Consider the following 11421-nt stretch of genomic DNA (forward strand, 5'->3'; position numbering starts at 1 on the left):
TTTCATCCTCTCAAAGTGATTTCTATTTCTTTGTTTGCTCTGTACCGCCTGGCATAGCGATACAAATTTATATCCGGGTCTTTATCAAATGCGGAAGCGTATTGCTGATAATCAGCCGAAGCCATCAAACGATCAATAATCGGTTGTATTTCTTGTGCTTCCTTAATTGTCCCGGTCCATAAATCTATTTGTATATCAACGCTTATGCCTGTCGCTTGATCATCCTCATACGCATTACGATAGCTTTCAAGCTCATTAATACGAATCATAGGGGCTTGATTTACTTTTTGATCTGTTTCCGGGACGTCCACAAGAAAGACTTTTTCATCCGGCACGTAGCTTGTCAGATCGGTTGATTCTGTCAAAATCATTTCTACTTCTTGAATTGGCAGCATCATAGCCCGAGCAACCCCCTATAAACACTTTGCATTTTTGATAAAACGAGTTGTTCATATTCGTTGATCGTGCGCTCGATAAAACTTTGCGGGCGCTGCTTAATCGTTCCGAAGTTTGTAAAATGCAGCCTATAAGCCGTTTCCTTACCATAGCCAACGGTTGAATATATTTCCCCGTCCTCTCTTGGTTTGGAATAGAAAACATCTGATTTTAAATGCTTCTTATTGCCGCTATTGCTATCAAATGGCGTGTTCTTTTCCAAGCCATCCGCCATCATCTTTGCTCCTGCAATTACGGCAGCCTTTTCCGCTTTTACATTTTGACGAGCCATCTTTTCAATGGCTTTATATGTTTCTTCTAAACCAGTAGCTTCAAGCGCCATCAACTCACCTTCTTTACAAAGACATTGATCAAGTCTTTGTCCTGCTCGTTCGGCAGAATATCAATGACTTGATAAAGCTCGTTGGTCAAGTGGTCCTGTACGTGCATAGCGTTGGAAATGGTTGATACTTGTTGATAGCGAATAACAAACGTCAAACTATCCTCTAGAACCGTGCCGGCCGTTGATAACTTTTCTCTTAATTTTTGATCTCGCCGTTCCGCCCAGGTGGTGAAAAGTCTTTCTAGTGTGGTCGTGTTCTCCCTGGATATAGGGTCTTTTGTATTTTCCTTTTTCACAAAAGAGATCGGCGTATTTAATCGTCCGTAGTCCATGAGGGGTATTCTCCTTTGAATTGTTGGATGTAAGACATAACGCCGAATGGCACTTCTTGCAAATTCTTGTTTGATACCGCTGATCGGTTTTCGTACCTATGTCCACAAAGCATCATGACCGCATCATCAAAACAAGGGTTGTCATTAAAAAAAGCGTCCCTCTCTTTCGATAAGGTGACGCTATCTTTAATAAACTTTTCAGAAGCCGCTTTTATGGTTTCTAGCATTTTGTCATCCAGGTCATGAGTGATCCTTAAAGCGTGTTTTAGTTCTTCAAGGGTCATATTTCTTCACTCCTATTCTGTAGCGCCTGTTTCAACTGGCGGCTTGATTGTTACATAAAAGCCTGCGTTTTTGTCTGCTTGCTTTACGTCGAAACGAATAGCAAGGGAAAGGACTTGACCATACACCGCATTTTCAACCCACTTCGCAACAACGTCTACACGATTGGCAAAGAAGGCAGCTCGTTTTAAGTCACCGATAAACATGTTCATATCACCGGCTTTCTTGCCGAGTAATGTATCATCAACAACTTTGATCGGGCTTCCGAAAAGCGTTTTGCCGGATGGTGAAGAAATGTTACTTTGCAAGATGTATTGACCGTTTTTGTCTTTTAGCGTGTCTAGGAATTGAAATGCGGATGACGTCGAAAGAACATTACGGGCATAGGCTTGCTTTAAATCAACATTTAAAATCTTTTTAATGTCGTCCGTTCCTGTAACTGTTTTAGCTGTAAACGTTTTTAAGACACCCGCAATTTTTGTATTTCTTGTGTTTCGTTTGACCTGTTGCAAATGATCCGCTACAAGTGCCGTTAAATCAACGCCGGAATCATCAATTGATTCTTGAGAGATAGCCAATTGACCACGATACGTTTCAACTTTCCAATCAATTTTATTGAATTTTGGGTTTGCTAACTCTGGATTTTTCTCAAGTTCCGCAACCGACACAAGTTCGGTTTCTGTGTTTTCTAAAACTGGATATGAGCCGGATGGTGCTGTCACGTTGACTTTATTCACAAATTCAACTAAGTCAACAATATCTTCCGGCGTTTTCTGCGGTGTCGTAATAACCTCAATCGGGATAATTGCCGCCGCTCCTTCTGTTGTCAAACCGTCCCGGACTTCACCTCTAGTACGCAAGAACGTTTCAAAGCTGCGGCGTTGTTCTTCGATTCCTTTATCCAGGCGCACTTGAGGCGTACCTAATGGAAATGATCTTTCTTCGCCTGTTTTTCCTTCACGTGCTCCCTCTGTGATTTCCTCCGCTTCCATTCCTGCCAATTCTTCTAATTCTTTTAGCTTTTCTGTCATTGTCTCAATCTCTGCTTTTAAAGAAGTGATTTCATCTTTAATCGTTTTTGCTTCTTCTAGCTTGTCTTCTTCCGCTCTTTGATGAGCTTCTTTGATTTTTGTATTAATAGCCGTTTGTCTCTTTGTGATCTCTGAACGTAATTCCTGGATTTTCTCTTTTAACATGTGTACATGCTCCTTTTCCAAATAAAATAAGCACCCGCAATGTACGAGTGCTTTCTAAAGACTTAATTCAATTAGATCAAGCTCTAACTTGATTTTTTCTTTTTCTAAATGGCTGCTTTGATGCTGCTTTAAATGCCGTTGTGCAATTGATACGTCCGTATCTTCATAAGCTGGATAAGTGACGATAGAAACATCAGTAATCCGTGAAATATTTGTTAAACTCCGCAACGGCAGCCCCGATTTTTCATCACGTTTAAAGCTGTCGCCGTTTTTCGCAAGATGAAAACCGAATGAACAATTTGAAATGTTGCCAAGTCTCAAGTTTTCGTATAGATCGTTTGCATATTGCGTGTTAGGTAGAGACAATTCAAAACGCAAGCCAATATCATCCACAGATAGTTTCAGTGTTCCGGCTTTGGTTCTTCCTAGAATCTTTGACGGATCATGATCAATAAGCGCCCTTACATCTGACATATCAGCATTTTGCAGCGCTCGTTTTTCAATGGTTTCAATGAAGCCGCCCAGGTTTCGGCTGCGTGTACCAAATTTCAATGCATAACCTGTGATCATCCTGCCTTTATCGGTTTCTTCTGTAGCCTTTAGTGAACCCTCTTGAATGGCTCTAATCTCCTTTTCCAATATCATCACCCCCTTTATCAAGTGAAGGAATAGGAAGCCCCTTCGCCTTTGCTTTTTGGATTTCGTCCATAATGTCAACATCCACATAGTTCAAACTCATAAAGCGCCTATCCCCATTTTCAATAGGCGCAATCCCATATTCTGCTAATGCGTCGTTTTGCGAATAAATGCCGTTTTGAAGTAATGCAATGACGTTTTCTCGCTTTGTTTTAGCGTCTGTTTCCTTAAAACGTCTTGCATCAAACTGAAAACGTTTGGTCCTGCTTTCCGGGTAAAAAAGCATTTTGAAATTTAACTCCGCTGTAATGGCAGCAAAGTAATTTGAAAGGGTGTTTGTCAAATAATCCAGGTTCGCTTGTTCTAGTGAAGTGTTCACTTGCTCAATTCCCAACTTATGAGGCGGCAGCCCGAACACTTTCGCAATTTGTTTGGTTGAATGCGTGTAGTTGTTGACGATCTCAAGAACCTTTGTACTGATTTCTAGCTGCTTAAATTCTTCGTTTTCGCTCAAAACCGCTATTCTTTGTTGATTTCTCACACCTGAATTAACTTTCTCAAATTCATTACGCAAGTTTTCCCTTGCTTCGGGCGACGGTACGCCTTTTTTAAGCGTTACAATGCCGCTCAAATTTGTACCACGTCTGAAAAAGTCCGTGACAAGCCTTTTGCCCGCTTCCTGGCTTTCAAGTTCATGCTTGAGACATGATAAGAGGCTCTTTCCGTTTACCCCATCCAGTGAGGAAAATTTGATATGCAGCACGTCAGACGGTTTCAAAGTAGTTTCTTTTCCGTCAGAAGGATAATAACGATAAACAATATCGTTTCGTCCCTTTATTTGATCAACCGAGACTTCACTATTTAACATGTGAATAAGCTCCCAGGGCGTGCCGTCTTTATCCCGTTTGATATAAGCAAACGATTGACCGTTTAAAAGCGCATTAGCGACAAGAATATATTTAAATGAGTACCCCGAGTAATATTCGTTTGGGCGCTCGTTGATAAGCTGAAACAGGTCACTATCCTTTTCTTCTATTCCGTTGTTTCTTATCATGATGGGGCTTGCTGCTATGTCTGACGCTAAGACGTGAACCGCTGTGAACACATCACTATTTTTAATAGCTGTTGCCGGAACATAACTTAAACCATCTAAGCCCACCAAAATTTCATTAAATTCCCTTTGTCCTGCGCTTTGTTGATTGATTGATCTAAAGAACGCCAATTTCCTCTACCCCCTTTCTGTTTCATGGTTGAGAAGAATGGCGACAAAGACTAGCAAAATACCACTAGCCGCAATCCCCAAAATCATCCCGACCATATAAACGGCGGTATTGATGAGGATTAGCCCTAACAAAAACAAAAGAGTATGAAGGTTCGATATGAAGAACCGCCATACTCCTAAAATTAGATTATTGAATTGTTTCGGCACTCTTTCCCCTCCTTCTATATTCCAAAATCTTCACTTTGATAGTAGGCGTCCCAATCCGTTTCGTTTTGCTCGTAATGGTACATTGCTTCTGTATATGCATTCATAACGGCAGCGATTGGGTCAATTTTTTCCCGGTTCAAATCCTTGTCGATCTGCACCGTATCATTGACCTTTTTCAAAATGGCGTTGTTTATTGCCAAGTTGAGTAATGGGTTGTTTGTATGCAGGAGACGCTGATCCATGACGTTGAGTCTAAAGTTTTTCGTTGGCTCTGATAACGTTCTTACCCCTTGCCTTACTTCAAAAGCAGGGTAGCCATATTTTTCAATTTCATTGAGGAATAACGAAATGTTATATGGATCATAAAAGATGCCCTTTACTTGCAAATCATTTTTCGTTATGTGATCGACCATGTAATCAATCACTTGTTGTAAATTAATGATGCCGGACTCTTTGTCTGTTATTGTGCAATACCCTTCTTGCTCAAGCCGCTTGTAGTCAATTTTGTCACGCTGTATCTTGTTTTCTAAACCGCCTTTACGCCCGACAAACGAATGACTATCAACATAAAAGTTTTCCTCGGCGTCCTCTAAAGGATAAATAAAACCGAGTGAAGATAAATCTTCCGACCTGGACAAATCCACACCGATATAAACAGGCTTCCCGTAAATATCCGGCTTTTCCTCAATGGCACAATCTTTCCAATCGTCGCCATTAAGCAAACTATCCGAAGAAGCAGAACGCCACAAATTGAAGTTCTTAACAAGCGTTCCGTTCAGATCGTCTTTTTCCTGGGCTTCTTTCAATTTTTTGCGTAAGTTCTTGAGCAATTTCTTTTTCATGCTTTCAACTTCAAGCAACGGGTTACTTTTTATCCAAGTGCTTTCGTCGCTTATCTCTTTTTCGTCATCTTGTTCATAGACAACGGCAAAATAACTTTCGTTCTCTTTCTTTCCGCTCAATATATCCGTCACATACGGATATTCTTGAGCATACATAGGACCATTCAATTTGAAACCGGCTGTACTAATGATCAAAATGAGGCTTTGATCTTGTTGCATTTGTGAGGACTCTAAAACTTCTAACATTTTAGTATTTGTAGCCGTGTGAAATTCGTCAAGAATGCCAAGTAATACGTTTAAGCCGTCAAGGTTATCTGTATCACGAGATAACGGCATGATGATGCTATCCTCTAACAAGAAACGGATTTCATTTTGAATGATCTTGGTCATTTTCTTAATTTGTTTTGATTTATTCCGCAACTTTTTAAGTTGCATGACAATCATGTTAAAAACCGCTTTTGCTTGTTTACGAGAGTTTGCCGTCGTGTAAATCTGTCTATCATATCTAGGCGCATCACCGAAAAGCAATTCATATAAAGCGATCCCGGCAACAAGAACGGATTTACCGCCTTTACGTGCCATGCTGATATATGCTTTTGTAAATCGTCTATATCCTGTTTCTTTGACTCGCCAAGCAAATATCATATAGACAATGAATTTTTGAAAGAGTGCTAATGACGTAGGTTTTCCCGTTGAAATATCCGGCAGCATTTCAAGAAACTTTACAACCTTCGCCCCTTTTTTTGGCTTGTACTCGTATGGATAGTTAGGGTCTTTTGATTTTTCAAGATCCCGCAAATGTCTTTTACAAGCCTGGATGACTTTTTTACTTGCTACAATTTCCCCGTTTACTACTTTTTCAGCGTAAAGAGTACCGGGGTCATTTTTAATCGTCGTCATCCTGCCTCATTGCCTCGAATATATCGTCTTCTTCGCTGTCATCACCTAAACCGACTAGACGTAATCGGGCATCAAGTGCAAGACCAAGTTGTCCTGCAATGGCTCGAATTTCTTTCGACATTTGCATCATGATTTCAATAGACGGGTTTTTCTTTTTCACTTCAAACCCCTTACTATTCACTTCAAAAACGACTTGTCCCTCTGCTGCCACATCATCTAGTGCCTGTCGATACTGTGCGTAACTATTACAGTACATAGCCAACAAAGTGCGATCCAGTTCTGAAATAGGCAGCTCGATAATATGCGGGTAAATTCTGATCCATTCGTTTTTTGCCATTGTTGACAGCCAATAAGGCGGGTTCTCTTTCAATGGCGAAATGCCTTTCAATTTTTCTTCATGCTGCTGCCGCTGCTCTCGTTCTTCGTTTGATATTTGCCCTTTTAATGTGTCCGTCATTTGTTTTCGTCTCGCCAATAAAAACCACCACCTTTCAGCAAAATCCAACCTATTAATTTTAGGCAAATAAACAAATGAGAAATACCGCTCTATCTCAACGCCTGTAAAGGACCAAGCCATTTTATGAATGAGTGAAAAACCGCAAAAAACGGGAAAAATCAAAATTCCATTTCAACACTTTTTTTAAAGTTGAGGGGACGCCGATTTCCAGGAATCAAAAAAGCCCACCCCGTTCAACGTCGGGGGGACTTAAATCAAAATAAATTAAATGAAAATGTCATCACTTCTTAAATGTCACTTGGTTATGATGAAACTGGCAAAGCACTTCAAGATTGTTTAAATCATTGCGCTCTATATCATCATGAAATACCTCTCTAAGCTCTTTATACTTATGATGGACCACTAACCTATTGGACATGTTTACACGTCCTTCTGCGGCACACACAGCACATCTGTAATGACTCTCACGTAACTTTGCTTCTCGAAGTGATTTCCATTCTCTGCTTTGATAGTATTTGTAATGCGCTTCGTTCTCCCTGTTGTACCTCACATCTTTGTTGTATTGCTTATCAGCATAGCCCTGGTGCTTTGTACAATAGCGTTCGGTCCAGTCTATATATTCACGGCATGACGGTGCGTTACAACGTTTTAACGGCATTTGTTATCCCTCTGTGTCAATGTCATCAATCTTTATAAGATCGAATGTATAGTTTTGATCCAGGACTAGAAGACCCGTTTGTTTAGCTTCTTCTACTTCTGCTTTCAAAGCTGTCTTCGCCTTATCACTTAAAGCGGAGCGGCTTTTGATAATTAATATACGCATGGTTACACTCTCCTTTTTATTTGTTCTAAGCCGCCCCTGTTTGTTAGCCGCCATTGATTTTGTAAACAGACAGGGACGCTTTACAGCAAATAGAAAAACACCGCCATGAAAGACGGTGCTTCAATTATTTAATATAAAATTCGCTAGTGTAGAACGTACCAATCGTTTCAACGTGGTTGCCTTGCTTGTCATATCGTTCAGCGTCCACCTTAAATCGGTATGTCCCTTTTTTGTTCCCAAATGATTCCTTGATACTGAATTCATCAAACAACTTTTCGCCTGGGTTAAGTGGATTCGGGGAATTGGTTTTAATCGTTTCCCATTTACCGTTAACCTTGCGCTGCGGAATAAGATTCGGACCTGCGATATAGTCATTGTCATTCTTGACAGCTACACGCACGACCTTGTCCTCTCCTAGAATATGATTGGCTTTTGTCGGATTAGCCGACACTCCTTTTAATGATGCCATGTAATTCAACTCCTTTTATTATTTGCGCCTCTATCCCATTCCTCAAGACGCTTGCGACTACACAACCAAAATCCCAAAAGGCAGCCGTTCCCAACAAATAAAAAAAGCACTGCAATTATGCAATGCCATGCTTTAAATGCTCTTGTACAAGTTCAGCAGCTTTAGAAAAGGAAATATCTTTAACACCAGGAAAGGTAAACTCGGCTAAAAAAGAAACTTGATTCTCAAGCACGACTTCAGCTTGAACGGTAATAGTTACATTTTGTTCATAAACGAAAGTGCCTTGTTCGTATAGTTTTGTTGCATGCCGCTCCATTCTATGAACGATAATCTTCAAATCAATTACCTCGCTTTCTCTTTATCAAACTATCGCATACTATAGTTGACAAGCCGTTTAAAAAATTTCTGACTCATTGATATGAATTACTTCAATAGCATTTTTCTTTAACCATTGAAATTCATAGCAGTTGATTATTGGATTTCGATAATAGCCCGGCAGTAAAATTAAAATTGTTTCGCTAGGATTTACCCCGTCTATCTTTGCCGGATTCATTGAAACAAATTGCGGATATTTATATTGTGGGAATCTTTTCTTCAAATCTTGCCATAGTGCTCTTGCATGCCTTGTGTTTATGCCTACAACAAAAGCTCTTGTACGTGGTTTTGCACATTCTTTTAAGAGTTCCAATGCCATCCCTCCATATAAAAAAGCGACCTCCAAAATGGAAGCCGTTTTATTAATCTATCGCATAATACAATATTACAACCTTTTTTCTGTCATGCTGCGCCAACATCACGCCAATAATAAGCCAGTTTTACGCCAATAATAAGCCAAAAATAAAAACACCTCTAAACGGGTGCTTTAAATACAACTTCATTGAGAGCATAAGCCAAGTCTAGGAAAGTCTTTGCTTTTAACCTTGTATATGATCTTTCACTCATGCCAATTTCGTTATATACCTGGTAATCGAAAACAGGTTCTTGCTGCATGTAACGTTTTATAATGATCTGTCTCTCGTTATAAGGAAGACGATTGACCGCTCTTTGTACCTTCTCAAGAAAGACATTTCGTTTCTGTTCCCATTCAATCCGTTTAATTGCTGTGCTTTCAGTAGATGAGCGGAAAGCGTTGGTTGTGGCGGGAGGCACTATGCTGAATCCTCCTGTTATCTTCGGCAGCATATCGTCCGGGACTTGAAGAAGATATAAGCGGTAGTTGTCGAGAATCCTTTCAATTCTTTTTCTCGTTTCCTTTTTATCAATTGCAGGCGGTTCACCCAACATCAGCAAATCCCCTTTCTCCCGCTCTCAATTCCTCTACCTTTTGAGCGATCTTTTTCCTTGCTCTCTCTATATACTTTTGAACCGAGCCTTTCGCTATACCATGAAGTGCGGCGCATTTGCTGAAAGATACATTGTGACCAACAACGGTTATAAAAATCTCTTTCTCCTTATCCGTCAGCGTAGACAAGACATAATCGAGTAATTCCTTTTCATCTTCATTTACTGCGAATGGAGCGGGTTGAGGAACATGATATTTTGAAGATAAGGCGTCAAGCAACCCGTTTTCAGCAAGAATTGTACGTTGATAATAGGAACGGCGATCCACGTCACGCCTTGCCCCTGGTTCTCTTCCTGTTTCCATCCACTCGACCGCATACTCTAAGTCATAGATCATTGAGCGGTATGTTTTCTTTTCTCCTTCGTCTGTAGATGCTGTTAAACTCTTTTTAGTTTCTTTTAACGCTGCTTTATATTCCTTGATTAAATCTTTCAAAATACCACCCCCTTTTATTTGCTTTTAAATGCCCCGCCACGCCCTCTTTTATATGTTGGGCGGTAAACACCCATAAGCTCTCTTATTTCTTTTTCTGAAAGCTCCTGCGTGCGATTTTGAGCACATTTGTTCCTAGGAACGTCAGTTCTTTTTGTTGGCATAGATTTATAACCCGCTTTTATAAAAGCAGCTCTCAACGTTTTCATTTTGGTTGCTCCTTTTCTGAAAATAAAAAAAGGGACACCAATCACACAGCGCTTTGCTGTCATGATCAGTGTCCCCCGGCTTTCCGGTAGAACGGTTTTATTAAAATAGTTCGCCTTCGTTGAAGTTAACACGAGTTACCTTGTTGTCATGTGTAACGATTTTTATTTCCCCGTGAGACGGCAGCGGTGCAAATCTCGCTTTACCATCTGATAAAACAAGTACAACAGGCTCTTTTCCTGTGTCAAAAGTCTCAATATCTATAATTTTACTTGGAATGTCTTGTAATCTCAAGTCTTTCATTGCCTCCTTAATTTATATGCATGATCGCTAAAGCGGACAGCGATCCGAACACAATATAAAAGATTAGTAGTCGTTTAACGATAGCAAAATCCATCAATACCCCTCCTGCTGCCGCAAATGATTGACGGCGTTCTTTTTCATGTACGCATCTTCTATTTCTTTAGGGGTAAAACCAAGTGCTTTTCCTAGCTCGTTAAATTCATTAAAAATTTTTCTATAGTGGTGATAAGCCATAACAAAATCATCAATTTCCGTAAATAGGAATGCAACGCTTTTGAAGACACCTAGAAACGCTTTTTCTACGCTCACTTCTTTGATGATTCTACTCAATAAGTTCACATTACAAATACGTGATGAATAACCAATACTATTTCCAATGCTCAAGATGAAATGCAGACAGTCCACGTATTCTTCTAAGAGTGGGTTGTTTGTACCTGTCGTTCCTTCTCCGTTGCATTCTTCACATTTGATATATTCGTGTCCTCCGCTGCCTTCTGCTTCCTCTGCGACCCTTTCGTAATTTATATCGCCAGTTCCCATGCAAAGAGAACACTCTATCAACTTTTCGGTGCATGGTTGCAGGTCTTTGCTCCAAAATTTAAAGCCTCGCCACTCGTTAGCACACTCCCCTAGCTCCACTTGTAACGCCAAGATAAGTCCGGGCAGAAGGTCTTGACCTTCTAGCCCTTTTTCTTCAATGATTTTCCTATCTAACTCTGCTTGCATTTCAAACATTTTTAACATTCTTAAAGGGTGCATTCTGCTATCTCCTTTAGGTCTGCGTATTTTGCTATATGACCACATTTATTTTCCCAAGTGTGAACACTTCCATAAAAGCCATCTTCGGCATGTTGCGTGAGTTGTGTCTCGCCCATTTCGCATCTGCATGAAGGGCATTCCCAAAGTACATTCAATCCTCTAAATCCGATCAAGTAACCATTTGAATCACGATCGGGAATAGTTATTTTTTTGGTGTTCATTCCGCTCCTTCTT

The 11421-nt window shown here is 40.3% G+C and carries 20 protein-coding genes; all 20 read right to left on the reverse strand.

Going from position 1 to position 11421, the window contains the following annotated elements:
- Positions 1 to 2: 2 nt before the first annotated feature.
- Entirely contained in the window at positions 3 to 398 is a 396-nt protein-coding gene (locus MHI20_RS09115; protein WP_340937683.1) for a hypothetical protein, read from the reverse strand.
- Positions 395 to 778 (reverse strand): HK97-gp10 family putative phage morphogenesis protein, encoded by a 384-nt coding sequence (locus tag MHI20_RS09120; RefSeq protein ID WP_340937684.1) that lies wholly within the window; start codon positions 776 to 778, stop codon positions 395 to 397. The genes MHI20_RS09115 and MHI20_RS09120 overlap by 4 nt, the downstream gene beginning before the upstream one ends.
- Positions 778 to 1110 carry a phage head closure protein gene (locus MHI20_RS09125; protein ID WP_061418903.1) on the reverse strand — a complete coding sequence of 111 codons (333 nt, stop codon included), beginning with the start codon at positions 1108 to 1110 and terminating at the stop codon, positions 778 to 780. Before MHI20_RS09125 ends, MHI20_RS09120 begins: the two co-directional genes overlap by 1 nt.
- Positions 1092 to 1394 (reverse strand): head-tail connector protein, encoded by a 303-nt coding sequence (locus MHI20_RS09130; protein WP_340937686.1) that lies wholly within the window; start codon positions 1392 to 1394, stop codon positions 1092 to 1094. The genes MHI20_RS09125 and MHI20_RS09130 overlap by 19 nt, the downstream gene beginning before the upstream one ends.
- A 12-nt stretch (positions 1395 to 1406) precedes the next feature.
- On the reverse strand, positions 1407 to 2588 hold the full coding sequence (locus MHI20_RS09135) for a phage major capsid protein (protein ID WP_340937688.1): 1182 nt from the start codon (positions 2586 to 2588) through the stop codon (positions 1407 to 1409).
- Between the two features lie 54 nt (positions 2589 to 2642).
- Positions 2643 to 3233, reverse strand: coding sequence for an HK97 family phage prohead protease (locus MHI20_RS09140; RefSeq protein ID WP_340937689.1), 591 nt, complete (start codon positions 3231 to 3233; stop codon positions 2643 to 2645).
- Positions 3211 to 4446: a phage portal protein gene (locus MHI20_RS09145; protein ID WP_144739477.1), complete on the reverse strand. Its 1236-nt coding sequence runs from the start codon at positions 4444 to 4446 to the stop codon at positions 3211 to 3213. Before MHI20_RS09145 ends, MHI20_RS09140 begins: the two co-directional genes overlap by 23 nt.
- Before the next feature lie 6 nt (positions 4447 to 4452).
- Positions 4453 to 4653, reverse strand: a complete 201-nt coding sequence (locus tag MHI20_RS09150) for a hypothetical protein (RefSeq protein WP_216942384.1) — start codon at positions 4651 to 4653, stop codon at positions 4453 to 4455.
- A gap of 14 nt (positions 4654 to 4667) precedes the next feature.
- Positions 4668 to 6395, reverse strand: a complete 1728-nt coding sequence (locus MHI20_RS09155) for a terminase large subunit (protein ID WP_340937693.1) — start codon at positions 6393 to 6395, stop codon at positions 4668 to 4670.
- Positions 6382 to 6870, reverse strand: coding sequence for a phage terminase small subunit P27 family (locus MHI20_RS09160; protein ID WP_172881277.1), 489 nt, complete (start codon positions 6868 to 6870; stop codon positions 6382 to 6384). Before MHI20_RS09160 ends, MHI20_RS09155 begins: the two co-directional genes overlap by 14 nt.
- 262 nt (positions 6871 to 7132) lie before the next feature.
- Entirely contained in the window at positions 7133 to 7510 is a 378-nt protein-coding gene (locus MHI20_RS09165) for an HNH endonuclease (protein ID WP_144739485.1), read from the reverse strand.
- Between the two features lie 3 nt (positions 7511 to 7513).
- On the reverse strand, positions 7514 to 7675 hold the full coding sequence (locus MHI20_RS09170; protein WP_185106914.1) for a hypothetical protein: 162 nt from the start codon (positions 7673 to 7675) through the stop codon (positions 7514 to 7516).
- Positions 7676 to 7799: 124 nt separating this feature from the next.
- The gene (locus MHI20_RS09175; RefSeq protein WP_061418874.1) at positions 7800 to 8144 is read right to left on the reverse strand and encodes a hypothetical protein; all 345 of its coding nucleotides are present in this window, start codon (positions 8142 to 8144) and stop codon (positions 7800 to 7802) included.
- A gap of 115 nt (positions 8145 to 8259) precedes the next feature.
- Positions 8260 to 8481 carry a hypothetical protein gene (locus tag MHI20_RS09180; protein WP_340937697.1) on the reverse strand — a complete coding sequence of 74 codons (222 nt, stop codon included), beginning with the start codon at positions 8479 to 8481 and terminating at the stop codon, positions 8260 to 8262.
- 57 nt (positions 8482 to 8538) lie between these two features.
- Positions 8539 to 8838 carry a hypothetical protein gene (locus MHI20_RS09185; RefSeq protein ID WP_340937699.1) on the reverse strand — a complete coding sequence of 100 codons (300 nt, stop codon included), beginning with the start codon at positions 8836 to 8838 and terminating at the stop codon, positions 8539 to 8541.
- Between the two features lie 155 nt (positions 8839 to 8993).
- Positions 8994 to 9428 carry an ArpU family phage packaging/lysis transcriptional regulator gene (locus MHI20_RS09190; protein ID WP_340937700.1) on the reverse strand — a complete coding sequence of 145 codons (435 nt, stop codon included), beginning with the start codon at positions 9426 to 9428 and terminating at the stop codon, positions 8994 to 8996.
- Complete coding sequence (locus tag MHI20_RS09195) at positions 9418 to 9921, reverse strand: sigma factor-like helix-turn-helix DNA-binding protein (RefSeq protein ID WP_340937701.1); 504 nt, start codon at positions 9919 to 9921, stop codon at positions 9418 to 9420. Before MHI20_RS09195 ends, MHI20_RS09190 begins: the two co-directional genes overlap by 11 nt.
- A 14-nt stretch (positions 9922 to 9935) precedes the next feature.
- Complete coding sequence (locus MHI20_RS09200) at positions 9936 to 10127, reverse strand: hypothetical protein (RefSeq protein ID WP_286067363.1); 192 nt, start codon at positions 10125 to 10127, stop codon at positions 9936 to 9938.
- 100 nt (positions 10128 to 10227) lie between these two features.
- Positions 10228 to 10428 carry an XtrA/YqaO family protein gene (locus MHI20_RS09205; RefSeq protein ID WP_340937704.1) on the reverse strand — a complete coding sequence of 67 codons (201 nt, stop codon included), beginning with the start codon at positions 10426 to 10428 and terminating at the stop codon, positions 10228 to 10230.
- 93 nt (positions 10429 to 10521) lie between these two features.
- Positions 10522 to 11187, reverse strand: a complete 666-nt coding sequence (locus MHI20_RS09210; protein ID WP_340937705.1) for a dUTP diphosphatase — start codon at positions 11185 to 11187, stop codon at positions 10522 to 10524.
- Positions 11188 to 11421 lie beyond the last annotated feature (234 nt).

It is taken from the genome of Bacillus sp. FSL K6-1106 (genome assembly GCF_038005245.1).
GTDB lineage: Bacteria > Bacillota > Bacilli > Bacillales > Bacillaceae > Bacillus > Bacillus altitudinis.